The following is a 17,263-nucleotide window of genomic DNA, read 5'->3' as shown; positions in this document are numbered from 1 at the left end:
GTTCGGTCGAGTGGTTCAGTGGGTGAAGAAGTCGATGGCGAGGCGGTTGAACTCGTCGGCCTGCTCGGTCTGGGCCCAGTGGCCGCAGTGCGGGAAGACGTGGAGCCGGGCGTTCGGCATCGCCTTGAGGGCGACGAAGGCGCCGTCGATCGGATTGACGCGGTCCTCGCGGCCCCAGGTGAGCAGCGTCGGGTGGGTGATGCGGTGGGCGTCGCGCCACAGCTGGGTGCGCTCGGTCCAGGCCGGGTTGGCGAAGGCGGCGCCCATGCGGGCGGCGCCGAGCCTGACCTCGGGGTCGAGGGCGCGCAGGTAGCGCTCCTCGACGAAGGCGTCGGTGACGATCGACCGGTCGTACGCGAGCACGGAGAGGAAGGCCCGCATCTGGTCGCGGGTCGGCTCGGGCGACATGTTGAAGTCGAAGAGCCGCTGGATGCCCTCGGTGGGGTCGGCGTGGAACAGGTTGAGGGTGACGCCGCCGGGGCCCATCAGGAGGAGCTTGCCGACGCGGTCGGGGAAGTCGAGGGCGAGGCGGGCGGCGGTGCCGCCGCCGAGCGAGTTGCCGACGAAGTGGGCCTGGGCGATGCCGAGTTCGTCGAGCAGGGCGACGGTGGCGCGGGCGGAGGCCGTCCAGTAGTCGGTGTCGAGCTCGGGCTTGTCGCTGTCGCCGAAGCAGAGCTGGTCGAGCAGGATCGTGCGCAGTCCCGCGGCGGCGAACGGGGCGAGGTTGGCGCCGAAGTTGGACCAGCCGGAGGCGCCGGGACCGCCGCCGTGCAGCATGACGACCACGGGCCCGTCGGCGGGGCCCGCCTCGTGGTAGGCGAGGGCGTGGCCGCCGGCCTTGACGGTGCGCCGGGTGGACTCGGCGGTGAGGGCGGTGGTCACAGCATCACGTCCTGGACGTCGAGGCCGAGGGCGTCCTGGCCGAACATCAGCAGGGCGCGCTCGGGGTCGTTGGCGGCGTGGCCGCGGCCGGTGTGGATGTCGCGCCAGGCGCGCTGGACGCCGGCGGGGCCCGCGCCGGTGCGCATGGCGTTGCCGCCCGCGTTCTCCATCAGCAGGTCGACGGCGGCGGCGCAGCGCTCGGTGGCGAGGACCTGGTCGCGGCGGGCGCGGGCGCGCAGTTCGGTGCTCAGTTCGCCGCCGGCGCTGACGATGTCGTACATCTCGCCGATGTTTCCGCGCAGTTGGCGCCAGGCGGCGTCGATGTCGCTGGCGGAGCGGGCGAGGCGGATCTGGGCGAAGGGGTCCTCGGCGACCTTCTGGCCGTAGGAGACGCGGATGCGCTCGCGGGTGGCGGAGACGAAGCCGTCCCAGGCGCCCTGGGCGATGCCGACGATCGGCGAGGAGATGGTGGTGGTGAAGACGGCGGCGTACGGGAGGCGGAAGACCGGCTCGGGGTTGATGTCGAGGCCGGGGGCGGCCAGCGCGGTGACGGGGCCGTAGGACAGGGCGCGGTGCTCGGGGACGAAGACGTCCTCGACGAGGATGTCGTTGGAGCCGGTGCCGCGCAGGCCGACGGTGTCCCAGACGTCCTTGATCTCGTAGTCGGTGCGCGGCAGCAGGAAGGCGCGCATGTCGACCGGGTTGCCGTCGGCGTCGGGGACCAGGGCGCCCAGGATGATCCACTGGGCGTGGTCGCAGCCCGAGGAGAAGTGCCAGCGGCCGCTGAGCCGGAAGCCTCCGTCGACGCGGGCCGCGGTGCCGGTCGGGGCGTACGAGGAGGAGATGCGGGTGTCGGCTCGCTCGCCGTTCTCGCCCCAGACCTCGTCCTGCGCGGCCTTCTCGTACAGCGCCACGTGCCAGGGGTGGACCCCGAGGACGGAGGCGACCCACCCGGTGGAGCCGCAGGCCTGGGCGATCTCCTTGACGCAGTCGTAGAAGACGGCCGGGTCGGCGCCGTGTCCGCCGTAGCGCTGGGGCTGCAGGAGCCGGAAGAAGCCGGTGGACGCCAGTTCCTTGACCGTGGCCTCGGGGATCCTGCGCAGTTCCTCGGCCTCGGCGGCGCGCTCGGCGACGGCGGGCAGGAGGGCGCGGACCGAGGCGAGGACTGCGGCGGTGGAGTCTTCGGTCATGTGAGGCACCTTCACGATGGGGCGGTGGGGTGAATGTGAGGGGACCGTAGGCGCGGCCCGGGGCGGTGCGACAGCGGGGGTTCCCGCTGAGCGGGAAGCGGTGGCGGGGCGGGCCCGGAAAATCCACCGTGTCCACTCTCTTCCCATGTCAGCCCCTGACGTGGCAAGGTCCCCTCAACGCTGAAGGACGACCGCGTCGTGGCGGTTCGTACCCCTTTGCTCTGTCCCGTTTGGGGGTGTGCTGTGCTCGAAATGGCCCCTGAGGCTGCCGTGGCTCCGCTGTCTCTGCTCGAGAAGGCCGAGAAGGTGCTCGCCGCGTTCGACGGCGGCCGCGGCCGGCTCTCGCTCACCGACGTCATCCACCGTTCGGGCCTGTCGCGCACCTCCGCGCACCGCATCCTGGACCAGCTGGTGCAGCTGCGCTGGCTGGACCGGGAGGGCCGGGACTACCGGCTCGGGCTGCGGATGCTGGAGCACGGCGGACTGGCGGCGCACCACAACCGGCTGGTGCGGGCCGCCACTCCCCATCTGGACGCCCTGCACGAGGCGACCGGCAAGCAGGTGCACCTGTACGTGCTGGACGGGGCGACGGACGTCGTCTGTCTGGAGCGCTCCGGTTCGCTGCCGTCGTCCTCCGGCGAGCGGACCGACCGTACGCCGCAAGTGCGGGTCGGGGCGCGGCTGCCGGCGCACGCCACGGCGGCCGGGAAGGCGATGCTGGCGTTCGGCGACCAGGCGGACATCGAGCGGGTGCTCGCGGCGGGGCTCGCGCCTCGTACGGCCCGTACGGTGAGCCGGGCCTCCGTGTTCTGCTCGGAGCTCTCGCGGGTGCGGACGTCCGGGCTCGCCTACGACCGGGAGGAGTCGTTCCCGGGGCTCGTGTGTGTGGCGGTGCCGTTGCGCGGGGCGGGGCGGGCCGTCGCGGCCGTGTCCTTGTCTTCGCTGGGGCCGCAGCGGGGGCTGGAGCATCAGGAGGCCCGGCTGCGGGCCGCTGCGCGGGCGATCTGGCGGGATCTGCACGGTCCGGGTCGTGCGGCGCGGTTCGCCCAGGCGCCGGATGTCGCGCCCATGGGGCCCGGGGACCGGACCCTGCCGAACATGCTGACCTGGGTGCGCCAGGACTCCTGGATGTAGGCCGTACGTCGGCGTCTGCGGGCCGGTGGGGCTTCTCGCGCCCACGCGGCGGAGCCGCTGATGGATACAGCCCCGCGCCCCTATACAGCCCCGCGCCCCTGGAGATGCGACCCGAAGGGTCTGCATTTCAGGGGCGCGGGGCTGTGTCGATGTGCGGCTCCGCCGCGTGGGCGCGACCAGCCCCCACCCACCCGCACTCAGTACTCGACCGACACCCGTTCGCTGCGCGGCAGCGCCTGGCAGGCCAGGGCGTAGCCCTCCTTCAGGTCCTCTTCGTCGAGGACCTCGTTGCGGATCAGAGTGATGTCGCCCGTGACGATCCGGCACGTGCAGGCCGCGCACGCGCCCTCCCGGCAGGAGAACGGCGCGTCGACGCCGGCCGCGAGCAGCGCGTCAAGGAGCGGGGTGTCCTCGGGCCAGGCCACCTCGTGGGTCTCCCCGTCGAGGCTGACGACGGCGGTGGAGGAGGGGCCCGTACCGGCCGAGGCCGAAGCCGCGGGCACGGGCGCGGTGAACACGTCGCCGGAGAGCGAGAAGTACCGCTCCCGGTGGACGGTGGCGGCGCCCGCGCCGCGCAGGGCCGCCTCGGCCGCGTCCATGAACGGGGCCGGGCCGCACAGGTAGGCGGGCCGGTCGGCGTACGGGGCGAGGAGCGGGCCGAGGGCCGCGGGTGCGGGCAGGCCCTGGAGCGACTCCAGCCAGTGCAGGACGGTGAGCCGGCCGGGGTGGGCCGCGGCCAGTTCCTGGAGCGCGCCGCGCAGGATGACGGAGCGCTCGTCGCGGTTGGCGTAGAGCAGGGTGACGCGGCCGGTGCCGGCGGTGAGGACGGACGCGGCGATCGACAGGACCGGGGTGATGCCGCTGCCCGCGGCGGCGAGCAGCAGGTCGGTGTCGAGGTCGGCCGGGGTGAACGTGCCGGCGGGGGCGAGCGCGGTGACGGTGTCGCCGGCCCGCAGTTCCTGGCAGACCCAGCGGGAGCCGGTGCCCCCGGGCACGTGCTTGACCGTGACCCGGGGCAGTTCGCCGGTGTGCGGGGAGCTGGACAGGGAGTAGCAGCGAGCGTGGCCGCCGGGCACCTGGAGGGTGAGGAACTGGCCGGGCGCGTACGTGAGTTCCGGGGCGTCGAGGACGACGGTGACGGCGTCCTCGGTCTCCGGGACGATCTCGGCGACGCGCAGGCTCAGGGTGCGCGGGCCGCCCGGGAGGTCAGGGCTGCTCACGCCGGGTCACCTCCAGCCGGCCCGTGTCGACGGCGGAGTCGACCGCGGTGCGCAGGGCGGTGCAGTCCGGGACCCGCGCGGCGGGGGTCCCGGCGGAGCCGGCCGCCTGCGCCGCGATGCGCGGGCAGGCGGCGGCGGTGTCGGCCGTCCACTGGATCTGGAGGTGGGCCGGGCTGTACTTCTCGCAGAGCACCTGGTTGCCGCAGGTGTCGCAGACGACGGGGGTCATGCCCCGTCTCCTTCCGTGGGCTGGGCGGTGGCGGCGGCGCGGAGGGCCATGTTGGCCTCGGCCTCGGCGCGCCAGTTCTCGTTGGCGCGGCGGGTGTCGATCTCGAACTCGAAGCGGCGCACCATCTCGTCCTTGACGTCGGCGGCGTCCACGTAGAACTGCTCGTACCAGCGGCGCAGCTGGTAGACGGGGCCGTCCTCCTCGGTGAGCAGGGGGTTGTCGATGCGGGTCTTGTTCTTCCAGATCTCGACGTCCTGCTCGAAGCCGACGGCGAGGCCCTCGCTGGTGAGGCGGGCGGCCTCGGCGGCCTCGGTGTCGCTCATGCCGGGGAGCTTCTTGACCATGGCCCCGTACTGGAGGACGAAGCGGTCGGGGCCCACCGGGTAGTGGCAGTTGATGAGCACGGACTCCATCTCGACGCCCGGCGCGACCTCCGTGTACAGCCAGTCGATCATGTACGACGGGCCGAAGTAGGAGGCGTCGGAGCGCAGGGAGCCGGTGGACAGGGAGCCGAGGTCGATGTCCGGGCGGGGCTCGGAGCGCATGTACTGGGTGGCGACGTGCCCGTCGAAGACGTTCTTGAAGTAGACGGGGAACGAGTAGTGGATGTAGTAGAAGTGCGCCATGTCGACCACGTTGTCGACGATCTCGCGGCAGTTGGTGTCGATGGTGATGGTGTTCCACTGCCAGTCGGACCACTGCGCGGTCTCCTCGGCGGGGCCGTGGATGCCGGCGATCTCGGGGATGTCCTGCTCGGGCCGGGGCGGGTTGCCCTCGGGGTCGTGCCAGACGAAGAGCTGCCGGTTGCGCTCCATGGCGTGCCAGGTGCGGGTGCGGGCGCGCGGCGGGACGCGGCGGGCGTACGGGATGGCGGCGCACTTGCCGTCGCCGGACCAGCGCCAGTCGTGGAACGGGCAGGCGACGGTGTCGCCCTTCACGGTGCCGTGGGCGAGGTTGCCGCCCATGTGGGGACAGTAGGCGTTGAGGACGTGGAGCTCTCCGTCGTCCTCGCCCTGGAAGACGACGAGCTTGGTGCCGAAGGCCTCGATCTCGTGCGGCTTGCCGTCACGGAAGTCCGCGGCGAGGCCCAGGCAGTGCCAGCCGCGGGCGAAGCGGACCGGGGCGGTGCCGGTCTCGATGACACGGACGTCGTTGTCGGTGGTCATGTTCTTCACACCCTTCTCTTCAGGTCTCTTCCGGAGGTCTCAGGAACGGGCGGCGAGGGAGACGGCGATGTCGATGAGCTGGTCCTCCTGGCCGCCGACGAGCTTGCGGCGGCCGGCTTCGAGGAGGATCTCGGCGCCGGAGACGCCGTAGCGCTCGGCCTGCCGGTCGGCGTGCTTGAGGAACGAGGAGTAGACGCCCGCGTAGCCGATGAGCAGGGACATCCGGTCGAGGAGGCACTCGTCGTCCATGACGGGCCGTACGACGTCCTCGGCCACGTCGATGATCTTCAGGACGTCGATGCCGGTGCGCCAGCCGGACTTCTCGGCGACGGCGGCGAACGCCTCGACGGGCGTGTTGCCGGCGCCCGCGCCGAAGCGGCGGGTGGAGCCGTCGATCTGGCGGGCACCCGCGCGCACGGCGGCGACGGAGTTGCCGACGCCGAGCCCGAGGTTCTCGTGGCCGTGGAAGCCGACCTGGGCGTCGTCGCCGAGTTCGGCGACGAGGGCCGAGACGCGGTCGGTGACGTCGTCCATGAGGAGGGCGCCGGCCGAGTCGACGACGTAGACGCACTGGCAGCCGGCGTCGGCCATGATGCGGGCCTGCTTGGCGAGCTTCTCCGGAGTGGTGGCGTGCGCCATCATCAGGAAGCCGACGGTCTCCAGGCCCATCTCGCGGGCGAGTTGGAAGTGCTGCTCGCTGACGTCGGCCTCGGTGCAGTGGGTGGCGATGCGGCAGATGTCGGCGCCGTTGGCCTGCGCGGCGCGGATGTCGTCCTTGACGCCGAGTCCGGGCAGCATCAGGAACGCGATCTTGGCGCGCTCGGCGGCCTCGACGGCGGTCTTGATGAGCTCCTGCTCGGGGGTGTGCGAGAAGCCGTAGTTGAAGGAGGAGCCGCCCAGTCCGTCGCCGTGGGTGACCTCGATGACGGGGACGCCGGCGCCGTCGAGCGCGGTGACGATCGAGCGGACGTTCTCCGCGGTGAACTGGTGGCGGTGGGCGTGCGAGCCGTCGCGCAGCGACGAGTCGGTCACGCGGAGGTCGAGCTCCGCCGAGTAGGGCGCTTCGATGGTCACTTGCCACTCCCCTGCTGAATGCGGCGGGCGAACTCCTCGCCGACGCGGGTCGCGGCGGCGGTCATGATGTCGAGGTTTCCTGCGTAGGGCGGCAGGAAGTCGCCGGCGCCCTCGACCTCGAGGAAGAGGGCGACGCGGGCCATGCCGCCGTTCTCGGGGCGGGGCGCGTCGAACTGCGGGTCGGCGCGCAGCCGGTAGCCGGGCACGTACTCGGCGACCTGGGCGGCGACCTCCTTGACGCTGCGCACGATCGCCTCGTGGTCGCAGTCCTCGGGGATCGCGCAGAAGACGGTGTCGCGCATGATCACGGGCGGCTCGGCCGGGTTGAGGATGATGATGGCCTTGCCGCGTTCGGCGCCGCCGATCTGCTCGATGCCGCGCGAGGTGGTGCGGGTGAACTCGTCGATGTTCTGCCGGGTTCCGGGGCCCGCCGACACGGAGGCGACGGACGCGACGATCTCGGCGTAGGCGACGGGCACGACGCGGGAGACGGCGTACACCATGGGGATGGTGGCCTGGCCGCCGCAGGTGACCATGTTGACGTTGTCGGCGTCGAGGTGCGCGGTCAGGTTGGCGGGCGGTACGACGCCGGGCCCGATGGCGGCGGGCGTCAGGTCGATGGCCCGGATGCCGGCTTCCTTGTAGCGGGGGGCGTTCGCGGCGTGCACGTAGGCGCTGGTGGCCTCGAAGACCAGGTCGGGCAGCTCGTCCTGGGCGAGGAGCCAGTCGACGCCTTCGTGGCTCGCGTCGAGGCCCGCCTCGCGGGCCTTGGCGAGGCCCTCGCTGGCCGGGTCGACGCCGATCATCCAGCGGGGTTCGATGAGCTCCGAGCGCTGGAGCTTGTAGAGAAGGTCGGTTCCGATGTTGCCGGAGCCGACGATGGCGGCGGTCGCCTTCTTCCGTACGGTCGTCATACTCAGCCTCACTCGAAGGGTCACTCGAAGGTCATTCGAAGGAAAGGGACACCGAGCCGAGCCCGGTGAAGTCGGCGGTGTAGGTGCGGCCCGGCGCGATGTCGACGGCGCGGGTGCAGGAGCCGGGCAGGATCAGGTGCCCCGCCTCCAGGCGCACGCCGAACCGGGCGACGGTGCGGGCCAGCCAGGCGACGGACTCGGCGGGGTCGCCGAGCACCGCGTCGCCGCGGCCGGTGGCCAGCTCGGTGCCGGTGTCGTCGGTGAGCCGGGCCTCGACGGCCCTCAGGTCGAGGCCCGCGGGGGCGCGGCCGGCGCCGACGACGTATCCGGCCGAGGAGGCGTTGTCGGCGATGGTGTCGCCGATGGAGATGCGCCAGTCCGCGATCCGGGAGTCGATGAGCTCCAGGGCGGGGACGACGCGTTCGGTGGCGGCCAGCACGTCGGCGACGGTGCAGTCCTCGCCGGGCAGGCTCTCGCCGAGCACGAAGCCGATCTCGACCTCGATGCGCGGGGCGCAGTAGCGCGCGGCGGGGACGGGGGTGTCCTCGGTCAGCTCCATGGTGGACAGGAGGTGGCCGTAGTCGGGCTCGTCGACGCCCATCATCTGCTGCATGACGGGCGAGGACAGGCCGACCTTGTGGCCGTGCACCCGCTCGCCCGCGGCGACGCGGCCGCGGATCCCGATGAGCTGGATCTCGTACGCGTCGACGGCGGTGAGTCCCTGGAAGGTCTCCGTCAGCGGCGCGATCGGCGCGCGTGCCGCCTCCGCCGCGGCCAGCGCCTCGGCGGCCTTGTGCCGTTCCTGCTCGGTGAGCATCGCGCCCGCTCCTCACTGCTCGGTTGCCGGTGGCTGTTGCCCGGGTGCCGTGACCGTAGGCGGGGGGCGCGGCCCGCTGCGACGGTCACTTCCCGGTGAGTGGGAAGGCGCGGCTGCCGCACCGCCCCAGGCTCTGCGAACCTCCCCGGCGTACGGACTTCTGAGGAGGGTGCGCCGGATGGACGGGCCACTGACGATCGCCGGACTCGCGGACTGGGCGGCCGACGCCTGGGGCGACGACGAGGCCCTCGGGTACGAGGGCGAGAGCTGGACTTTCGAGGCGCTGCGGGACGCGGTCGACGAGGCCGCGCGGGCGCTGATGGCGCGGGGTCTCGCGCCGGGCGACCGGGTCGCGCTGTGGGCGCCGAACAGTGCGCGCTGGGTCGTCGCCGCGCTGGGCGCGCTCGCCGCGGGCGGGGTGCTCGTCCCGGTGAACACCCGCTACCGGGCCCGGGAGGCGGCGGACATGCTGCGCCGGGCGCGCTGCCGGGTGCTGTTCACGGAGACGGATTTCCTGGGCACCGACTACGCGAGGATGCTCGCGGAGTCCGGGGAGGAGCTGCCGGACCTGGACCGGGTCGTGATCCTGCACGACGAGAGCGCCTGGGCCGGCTTCCTGGGCCGCGCCCGCGAGGTGGACGGCGCGGCGCGGCGGGCCCGGACCGAGGCGGTGAGCCCGGACGACGTCGCGGACATCCTGTTCACGTCCGGGACGACGGGGCGCCCCAAGGGGGTGCTGACCACGCACGGGCAGACGGTGCGCGTGTACACGGAGTGGGCGAAGGGCGTCACGCTGACGCGCGGGGACCGGTATCTGCTGGTCAACCCGTTCTTCCACACCTTCGGCTACAAGGCGGGGATCCTCGCCTGTCTGCGGGTGGGCGCGACGATGCTGCCGGAGCAGGTCTTCGACGCGGAGCGGACGCTGCGGCGGATCGCGACCGAGCGGGTCAGTGTCCTGACGGGCGCGCCGGCGGTGTTCCGCGCGGTGCTGGACCATCCGCGGCGGGCCGGGTTCGCCGTCGACTCGATGCGGATGGCGGGGACCGGCGCGGCCGGCATCCCGACGACGCTGATCGAGGAGATCCGTGAACAGCTGGGCGCGGGCCTTGTGTTCACCGCGTACGGGCTCACGGAGTCCGACGGCACGGTGGCGATCTGTCCGCCCACCGAGTCGGCGGAGCGGCTCGCGCACACCTCGGGCAAGGCGCTGCCGGGCACGGAGCTGCGGATCGACTCCGCGGTGCCGGGTGAGCCGGGAGAGATCCTGACCCGGGGCTTCCACGTGATGCGCGGCTATCTGGACGATCCGGAGGCGACGGCGGAGGCGGTCGACGCGGACGGCTGGCTGCACACCGGCGATGTCGGGGTCCTGGACGAGCGGGGCTTCCTGACGATCACGGACCGGCTGAAGGACATGTTCGTGGTCGGCGGGTTCAACGCGTATCCGGCCGAGATCGAGCAGGTGCTGCGCACGCATCCGCGGCTCTCGGACGTGTCGGTGGTCGGCGCGCCCGACCGGCGGCTCGGCGAGGTCGGGATCGCGTTCTGCGTGCCGGCGCACGGTGAACAGCAGCCGGACGACGCGGAGTTGACGAGCTGGGCGCGGGAGCGGCTGGCGAACTTCAAGGTGCCGCGCCGGTTCCTGCCGCTCGCGGAACTGCCGCACAACGCGGCGGGCAAGGTCGACAAGCCGGCGCTGCGCGCGCGGGCCGCACAGGAGGTGGCCGGATGAGCGGCGCACGCACACCGGAACAGCGGGAGCTCGCGGCGGCGGTCCGCCAGGTGCTGGCCGCGCACGAGGGCGCGGCGGCCTGGGGACCGCTCGCCGGGCAGATCGGCGTGGCGGGGCTCGCGATCCCCGAGGAGTACGGGGGCTTCGGCGCCGGGCCGGGTGAACTGGCGGTGGTCAGCGAGGAGTTGGGCCGGGCCCTGAGCCCCGTACCGTTCCTCGACAGTGCCGTCCTGGTGCCGGCCGCGCTGCTGGCGAGCGGGGACACCGAGGTGTGCGCGGGGCTGCTGCCGGAGCTCGCGGAGGGCTCGCGGACGGCGTCGCTCGCGTGGGCCGAGAAGGACGCCGAGTGGGACACCGGGCGACAGCGCACCAGCGCCGCCCTGGTGCGGGGCGCGTGGCGGCTGTCCGGTGTGAAGGAGCATCTGCCGGCTGCGGGCGACACGCTGCTCGTCGTGGCGCGCACCGAGCACCACGGGCCGAGCCTGTTCCTGGTCCCGGCCGACGCCGAGGGGGTCACGCTCACGGCGGTGCCGGTGATGGACGACAGCCGGCCGCAGTGGCGGCTCGAACTGACCCGGGCCGAGGGCGTGCCCGTGGGTGAACTCGGCTCGGCCGCAACGGCGTTGGCCGCCGCCCTGGAGGCGGGCGCGCTGGTGCTGGCGTCGGACGCGGTGGGCGGGGCGTCCGTCGCGTTCGAGTCGACGCTCCGGTACGCGAAGGACCGGGAGCAGTTCGGGCGCCCGATCGGCTCGTTCCAGGCGGTCAAGCACCGGCTGGCCGACATGTTCACCTCGCTGGAGTCGTCGCGTTCGCTGCTGGCCGCGGCGGTGGACGGCGAGGTGCCCGCGGGCGCGGCGAAGGCGGCGTGCTGCGAGAGCTTCGAGTGGATCGCCGGTGAGGCGATCCAGCTGCACGGCGGCATCGCGATCACCTGGGAGCACCCGGCGCACCGCTGGTTCAAGCGGGCCCACTCGGCGGCCCGGCTGCTCGGCTCCTCGGCCTGGCACCGCCGGAACCTGGCGCTGGTCTGACGCGCGGCGCCCCCTCCCATCCCCTCCCCCTCGGACCTCTTTCCGAACGTCTCACGAAAGGACCCGTCATGCCTGAACAGGTGGACGTCGTCATCGTCGGTGCCGGCTTCTCCGGCCTCTACGCCGCCTACCGGATGCGCGCCCTCGGTCTCACCGTCGCCGGGTTCGAGCGCGGCGACGGACCCGGCGGCGTCTGGTACTGGAACCGGTACCCGGGCGCCCGCTGCGACGTGGAGTCCGTCGACTACTCGTACTCCTTCGACAAGGAGCTGGAGCAGGAGTGGGACTGGTCGGAGAAGTACGCGACGCAGCCGGAGATCCTGCGCTACGTCGAGCACGTCGCCGAACGCCACGACCTGCTGCGGCACTTCACGTTCGGCACCTCGGTCGTCTCCGCCGAACTGGACGAGGAGCGGCTGCGCTGGACGGTGCGCACCGACGACGGCCGGGTCGTGGAGGCCCGGTATGTGCTGACGTGCGTGGGCTGTCTGTCGACGGCGCACACACCGCAGATCGAGGGCGTCGCCGACTTCGCCGGGGCCTCGTACCACACGGGGCAGTGGCCGCACGAGGGCGTCGACCTGACGGGGCTGCGGGTCGGCGTGATCGGCACGGGCTCCTCGGGCATCCAGTCGATCCCGCTGATCGCCGAGGACGCGGCGCACCTGACCGTGTTCCAGCGCAGCGCCAACTACTCGATCCCGGCGGGCAACAAGCCGCTGAGCGACGAGGAGCGGGCGGCGCAGAAGGCCTCGTACGCCGAGCGGCGCGCGCTGTCGCGGCGCTCCGGCGGCGGCTCCCCGCACATGGCGCACCCGCTGAACACTCTGGAGGCGGCGGCCGAGGAGCGGCGGGCCGCGTTCGAGGAGCGGTGGCGGCTGGGCGGGGTGCTGTACTCCAAGACGTTCCCGGACCAGGTCACGAGCAGGGCGGCGAACGACGTGGCGCGCGCCTTCTGGGAGGAGAAGGTGCGGGCGGTCGTCGACGACCCGGCCGTCGCCGACCTCCTGGTCCCCACCGACCACCCGATCGGCACGAAGCGCATCGTGACGGACGACGGCTACTACGAAACGTACAACCGCGACGACGTGCGCCTCGTGAACCTCAAGGCGACGCCGATCGAGCGGATCGAGGCGTCCGGGGTGCGGCTCGCGGGCGGTGAACTGGTCGAGCTGGACGTCCTCGTGTACGCGACCGGCTTCGACGCGATGACCGGCTCCCTCGACCGCATCGGCATCACGGGCCGCGAGGGGCGGACCCTGAAGGAGGCGTGGGCGGCCGGTCCGCGCACGTACCTCGGGCTCGGCGTCGACGGCTTCCCGAACCTGTTCAACATCGCGGGTCCCGGCTCCCCGTCGGTGCTCGCCAACATGATCCTGTGCGGGGAGCAGCACGTGGACTGGATCGCGGGCCTCCTGACGCATCTGTCGGAGCGGGGGCACGCGGGCGTGGAGGCGCGGACCCCGGCGGTCGACGGCTGGGTCGAGGAGTGCCGCAGGCGGGCCGACGGCACGCTGATGCCGGCGGCGAACTCCTGGTACCTGGGCGCCAACATCCCGGGCAAGCCGCGGGTGTTCATGCCGTTCGTCGGCGGGTTCGGCGCGTACGGGGACATCATCGAGAAGGTCGCTGCGGACGGCTACGAGGGCTTCGAGCTGCTGAGCTGACGGCGCGGCGCGGCGCGGCGCGGCCTACGAACGAAGGGGCCGGCGGGGTGTGTACCCCGCCGGCCCCTTCCCGTCTGTCCGCGCTCAGTTCCGCAGCGCGGCGAACGCCTTGGCGCACGCGTCGCGCGCCTCCGGGATGGCCACCTCCGCGCCCATGGTCATGAAGCCGTGGAACGCCTCGTCGTAGCCGTGGTGCTCGACCGGGACCCCGGCGGCGGCCAGCAGTTCGGCGTAGCGGCGGCCCTCGTCGCGCAGCGGGTCGAAGCCGGCCGTGACGACGAACGCGGGCGGCAGCCCGGACAGGTCACGGGCCGCGAAGGGCGTGGCCCGCGGGTCGAGCGCGTCCGCCGGGCCGGTCAGGTACTGCTCCCAGTACCAGCGCAGGTGGTCGGCGGTGACGAAGTAGCCGCGCGCGTTCTCGGTGTACGAGGCGGTGTCGCGGGCCGGGTCGAGCATCGGGTAGTAGAGGTGCTGGGCGGTGAGCGCCGGGCCGCCGCGGTCGCGGGCGAGCAGCGCGGTGACCGCGGCGAGATTGCCGCCCGCGCTGTCCCCGGCGACGCTGAGCGGGCGCCCCGGGTGGGTGTCGGCGGCCCAGCGCAGCGCCGTGTACGCGTCCTCGAAGGCGGCGGGGAAGGGGTGCTCGGGGGCGAGCCGGTAGTCGACGGAGACGACGGTCGCGCCGGTGCCCGCGGCCAGTTCGCGGCAGAAGCCGTCGTGGGAGTCGAGGGAGCACAGCACCATGCCGCCGCCGTGGAAGAACACGACGACGGGGGCGTCCGGGCCGCCGCCCGGTTCGTAGACCCGTACGGGGACGCCGCGCGCGTCGGTGTCGGTGACCCGGTCGAGCGCGGGCAGCCGGGGCGGCTCGGGCGCGGTGCGGGCGGCGAAGAAGGCCCGCACCTCGCGGATGTCGGTCATGGTCGTGCCGAGCGGCGGGAACGCGGCGGTGCAGGCGTCGATGAGGACCTGCACGTCGGGGCGCGGGGTGCGGCTCATGCGTCGGCCTGCGCACCGCGCGGGGCGAACACCGGCATCCGGCCGGCCGTCGCGCCGCCGTCGGCGGCGATCTCGGCGCCGGTCAGATAGGAGGCGTCGTCGGAGGCGAGGAACGCGACGAGGGCGGCGACCTCCTCGGGGCGGCCGATGCGGCCGAGCGCGGCCGCGGGGTGGTCGGTGGTGCCCAGGTGGGCGGTCATCGCGGTGTCGATGGCGCCGGGGAACACGCAGTTGACGCGGATGCCGAAGCCGCCGAGTTCGAGGGCGGCGGTGCGGCTCAGGCCGCGCAGGCCCCACTTGGCGGCGCCGTACGCGCCGTGGCCGATGATGCCCTGGAGGCCGGCCTGCGAGGAGATGTTGACGATCGCGCCGCCGCCCGCGGCGCGCAGGGCGGGCACGGCGGCCTGGAGCCCGAGGAAGGGGCCGACCAGGTCGACCTTGAGCAGCCGCTCCAGCTGCTCGGCGGTCTCCTCGACGAGCGGGGCCGTCGTGTAGATCGCGGCGTTGTTGACCAGGATGTCGAGGCGGCCGAAGCGGTCCGTGGCCGTGGCGACGGCCGCCGCCCAGGAGTCCGGCTCGGTGACGTCCAGCGGCACGAAGCGGGCCGCCTCGCCCATCGACGCGGCGGTCTTCTCGCCCTGCTCGGTGAGGACGTCGCCGAGCACGACGTGTGCGCCGCGCCGCGCCAGCTCGCGGGCGATGGCCTCACCCATGCCGCGGGCGGCGCCGGTGACCAGCGCGACCTTTCCTTCCAGGCTGCCCCGTACCTGCCCTCGTTCATCGGACATCGTGTTCCGCCTCCTCGATTCGTATGCCTGTACTGACCCGACCGGCGCCGGGGTGCCGGGACGACGCCTCCCAGGCGCCGGGCAGGATGCGCCCCGTCAGGGGCGCGGGGAACTGCGCGACCAGCCCCGACGGCGCAGCACCCGGCGACGGTCCCCGGCCCCAACGGCGGCGGCGCCGTAGCCGAGGCCCGATGAAACGCGCACCCGGCGCCGGGGTGCCGCCTTGCCCACCCGTGCCGCCCCAGGCGGCAGACTGCCCAAGGCGGCTGGGTCAGCTCCCACAGGCGCCGGGCGGGATGCGCCCCGTAAGGGGCGCGGGGACCTGCGCGAGCAACCACGACGGCGCGGCACTCGGCGACGATCCCCGGCCCCAACGGGGGCGCCCCCTCAGGTGCCGGAGGCCATGTGGGTTGCGGCGCGGTGGCCGAAGACCATGCCCGTGCCGATGGGGGCACCGGGCCCGGGGTAGACGGGCCCGGTGACGTTCGCCGCCGTGTTGCCGGCCGCGTACAGCCCCTCGATCACGGAGCCGTCACCGCGCAGAACCCGCGCGTGGACGTCCGTGCCGAGACCCCCCTTCGTGCCGAGGTCACCGAGCACGATCCGCACCGCGTGGAACGGCCCCCGCTCCAGCGGCAGCAGACACGGGTTCGGTACGGTCGACTCCGGGTCGGTGAAGAACCGGTCGTAGGGGTCGTCACCGCGCCCGAACTCGGGGTCGTGCCCCTCGGCCGCGTACCCGTTGAACGTCTTGACGGTGGCGGCCAGCGCGTCCGCCGGCACACCGATCTCGGCAGCGATGCCCTCGATCGTGTCGGCGGTGCGCCACACCCCGGCCTGCTCGAAGGACTCCCGGTCGGTGGGCACGAGGACGATGCCGGGCGGCTCCTCGCCGTGCGCCGCGTCCCACACCCACCACACGGGCCGGTCGGGCCGGTCGCCGGCGCCCGCGGCCATCATGGCCCGGCCCATCCGGTCGTAGGACAGGCACTCGTTGGCGAAGCGGCGGCCCCGCGCGTCGACGAAGACACCCGCGCGGAAGCCGAGGGCGAACGCGGCGCTGCCGTCGGGGAACAGCACGGACGGGCACCACCAGCTCTCGTCGAGCATCGTGGCGGTGGCACCGAGCCCGGTCGCGGCGCGCAGCGCGTCGCCGGTGCCGCCGCCGGCCGGGCCCATGGTCCAGTCGGCGCCCGGCCCGTTGCCCCAGGTGCGGCGCAGGTCGGAGGCGCGCTCGTAGCCGCCGGCGGCGAGCAGGACGCCGCGCCGGGCCTCGATGCGCCGGGTCCCGCCGGAGGCGGTGCGCACCTCGGCGCCGGTGACGCGGCCCGTGTCGTCCTGGACGAGGGCGGTGAGCGCGGTGTGGCGCTCGGCGCGGCCGCCCGCGCCGTGCAGGGCGAGCAGCAGCCGGCCGATGAGGGCCCGGCCGTCCTCCAACGGGCCTTCGGGGGCGGGCAGTCGCAGGCGCTCGGCGTAGGCCGGCGGGCGGACCGCGTCGAGGAGCTCGGCCGAGCCCTCGGGGCGCTCCAGCGGTACGGGGAAGACGCCGCGGCCCGCGTCGAAGCGGCCGGGGCCCGGGTAGTAGTCGGGAAACGGCCGGTACTCGAAGTCGATGAGCTCGTCGCGCTCGAGGAACTCGACGAGCGGGCCCGCCCCGTCGAGGTAGGCGTCCTGCAGTTCGTGCGGGGTGGCGTCGCCGACGAGGGAGCGGAAGTAGGCGCGGGCGAGGTCGGCGCTGTCCTCGACGCCGGCGCGGGCCTGTGCCTGGTTGCCGGGGAGCCACAGGCAGGCGCCGGCGTAGGCGGTGGTGCCGCCGAAGTACTCGGTCTTCTCGACGACGAGGGTGTCGAGGCCCTGGGCGGCGGCGCTGTAGGCGCCGGTGAGGGCGGCGCCGCCGGAGCCGACGACGAGGACGTCGACCGTCTCGTCCCAGGAGGTGGTCTGCGGGGTCTGTGCGCTCACAGGGTCTCGCTCCTCTCGTACCACTGGGGGAAGACGGCGCGGGCGGCGATCCGCCAGCCGTCGGCGGTGCGCTCGTACTCGTCCTCGTAGCGGACGGGGCAGCGCAGGTCGCCGCCCTCGGCGCCGAGGTGGTGGGCGACGCAGTAGGTGACGCCGCGGGCCCGGTCGGGTCCGGTGATCTCGGCGACGTGGTTGCCGACCTGGTGGAAGGTGCGGGGGAAGACGGAGAGGTCGTCGAGGAGTTTGGCGCGCTCGGCGCTGCCGCCGCGCTCCCACAGGAGGCTGCCGTCGGCCTCGTGGGCGACGATCCGCGCGTCGGCGGTGAACTGGGCGTCGAACAGGGCCGGGTCGCGGGCGTCGACCGCGAGGGCGTAGTTCTCGGCGAGGCGCCGCAGCGCGAACGCGTCACCGGGCTCGGGAGGAACAGACGTACGGGTCATGGCCCACACCCTGTCCCC

16 protein-coding genes are annotated in these 17,263 nt (G+C 73.5%); 4 read left to right on the top strand and 12 right to left on the bottom strand.

Annotated features, from left to right (window positions below; translation table 11 throughout):
- Positions 1–15: 15 nt before the first annotated feature.
- A complete protein-coding gene (hsaD, locus tag IAG42_RS26650; protein WP_188339493.1) occupies positions 16–882 on the bottom strand; it encodes a 4,5:9,10-diseco-3-hydroxy-5,9,17-trioxoandrosta-1(10),2-diene-4-oate hydrolase in 867 nt (288 codons plus the stop codon).
- Entirely contained in the window at positions 879–2,072 is a 1,194-nt protein-coding gene (gene hsaA, locus IAG42_RS26645; protein ID WP_188339492.1) for a 3-hydroxy-9,10-secoandrosta-1,3,5(10)-triene-9,17-dione monooxygenase oxygenase subunit, read from the bottom strand. The genes hsaD and hsaA overlap by 4 nt, the downstream gene beginning before the upstream one ends.
- Before the next feature lie 270 nt (positions 2,073–2,342).
- Between hsaA and IAG42_RS26640 the strand changes: the two genes are divergently transcribed.
- Positions 2,343–3,206, top strand: a complete 864-nt coding sequence (locus tag IAG42_RS26640; protein ID WP_223206173.1) for an IclR family transcriptional regulator — start codon at positions 2,343–2,345, stop codon at positions 3,204–3,206.
- Between the two features lie 197 nt (positions 3,207–3,403).
- On the opposite strand, the gene IAG42_RS26635 is transcribed toward IAG42_RS26640, so the two are convergent.
- Genes IAG42_RS26635 through IAG42_RS26610 form a run of 6 tightly spaced genes read right to left on the bottom strand, consistent with a single transcriptional unit; the run spans position 3,404 to position 8,626 of the window.
- A complete protein-coding gene (locus IAG42_RS26635; RefSeq protein ID WP_188339490.1) occupies positions 3,404–4,426 on the bottom strand; it encodes a ferredoxin--NADP reductase in 1,023 nt (340 codons plus the stop codon).
- Positions 4,413–4,655: a hypothetical protein gene (locus IAG42_RS26630; RefSeq protein WP_188339489.1), complete on the bottom strand. Its 243-nt coding sequence runs from the start codon at positions 4,653–4,655 to the stop codon at positions 4,413–4,415. The genes IAG42_RS26635 and IAG42_RS26630 overlap by 14 nt, the downstream gene beginning before the upstream one ends.
- A complete protein-coding gene (locus IAG42_RS26625) occupies positions 4,652–5,821 on the bottom strand; it encodes a Rieske 2Fe-2S domain-containing protein (RefSeq protein WP_188339488.1) in 1,170 nt (389 codons plus the stop codon). The genes IAG42_RS26630 and IAG42_RS26625 overlap by 4 nt, the downstream gene beginning before the upstream one ends.
- Positions 5,822–5,860: 39 nt before the next feature.
- On the bottom strand, positions 5,861–6,895 hold the full coding sequence (dmpG, locus tag IAG42_RS26620) for a 4-hydroxy-2-oxovalerate aldolase (RefSeq protein WP_223206172.1): 1,035 nt from the start codon (positions 6,893–6,895) through the stop codon (positions 5,861–5,863).
- The gene (locus IAG42_RS26615) at positions 6,892–7,809 is read right to left on the bottom strand and encodes an acetaldehyde dehydrogenase (acetylating) (protein WP_188339487.1); all 918 of its coding nucleotides are present in this window, start codon (positions 7,807–7,809) and stop codon (positions 6,892–6,894) included. Before IAG42_RS26615 ends, dmpG begins: the two co-directional genes overlap by 4 nt.
- Positions 7,810–7,840: 31 nt before the next feature.
- Entirely contained in the window at positions 7,841–8,626 is a 786-nt protein-coding gene (locus IAG42_RS26610) for a 2-keto-4-pentenoate hydratase (protein ID WP_188339486.1), read from the bottom strand.
- A gap of 178 nt (positions 8,627–8,804) precedes the next feature.
- On the opposite strand from IAG42_RS26610, the gene IAG42_RS26605 reads away from it, so the two are divergent.
- From IAG42_RS26605 to IAG42_RS26595, 3 genes are all read left to right on the top strand, one after another.
- Positions 8,805–10,361 carry a FadD3 family acyl-CoA ligase gene (locus IAG42_RS26605; protein WP_188339485.1) on the top strand — a complete coding sequence of 519 codons (1,557 nt, stop codon included), beginning with the start codon at positions 8,805–8,807 and terminating at the stop codon, positions 10,359–10,361.
- A complete protein-coding gene (locus tag IAG42_RS26600) occupies positions 10,358–11,392 on the top strand; it encodes an acyl-CoA dehydrogenase family protein (RefSeq protein WP_188339484.1) in 1,035 nt (344 codons plus the stop codon). The genes IAG42_RS26605 and IAG42_RS26600 overlap by 4 nt, the downstream gene beginning before the upstream one ends.
- A gap of 68 nt (positions 11,393–11,460) precedes the next feature.
- Positions 11,461–13,059, top strand: coding sequence for a flavin-containing monooxygenase (locus tag IAG42_RS26595; protein ID WP_188339483.1), 1,599 nt, complete (start codon positions 11,461–11,463; stop codon positions 13,057–13,059).
- Positions 13,060–13,143: 84 nt separating this feature from the next.
- On the opposite strand, the gene IAG42_RS26590 is transcribed toward IAG42_RS26595, so the two are convergent.
- From IAG42_RS26590 to IAG42_RS26575, 4 genes are all read right to left on the bottom strand, one after another.
- Positions 13,144–14,055, bottom strand: coding sequence for an alpha/beta hydrolase (locus tag IAG42_RS26590; RefSeq protein ID WP_223206171.1), 912 nt, complete (start codon positions 14,053–14,055; stop codon positions 13,144–13,146).
- Positions 14,052–14,843 (bottom strand): SDR family NAD(P)-dependent oxidoreductase, encoded by a 792-nt coding sequence (locus tag IAG42_RS26585; protein ID WP_188339482.1) that lies wholly within the window; start codon positions 14,841–14,843, stop codon positions 14,052–14,054. Before IAG42_RS26585 ends, IAG42_RS26590 begins: the two co-directional genes overlap by 4 nt.
- Positions 14,844–15,230: 387 nt before the next feature.
- A complete protein-coding gene (locus IAG42_RS26580; RefSeq protein WP_188339481.1) occupies positions 15,231–16,805 on the bottom strand; it encodes an FAD-dependent oxidoreductase in 1,575 nt (524 codons plus the stop codon).
- Positions 16,802–17,245 carry a nuclear transport factor 2 family protein gene (locus IAG42_RS26575; protein ID WP_188339480.1) on the bottom strand — a complete coding sequence of 148 codons (444 nt, stop codon included), beginning with the start codon at positions 17,243–17,245 and terminating at the stop codon, positions 16,802–16,804. The genes IAG42_RS26580 and IAG42_RS26575 overlap by 4 nt, the downstream gene beginning before the upstream one ends.
- Positions 17,246–17,263: the final 18 nt, after the last annotated feature.

Source organism: Streptomyces xanthii (genome assembly GCF_014621695.1).
In the GTDB taxonomy this organism is placed as follows: Bacteria; Actinomycetota; Actinomycetes; order Streptomycetales; family Streptomycetaceae; genus Streptomyces; species Streptomyces xanthii.
Note: the sequence above shows the minus strand (reverse complement) of the source record. Positions and strands in the feature narration are given on the sequence as shown.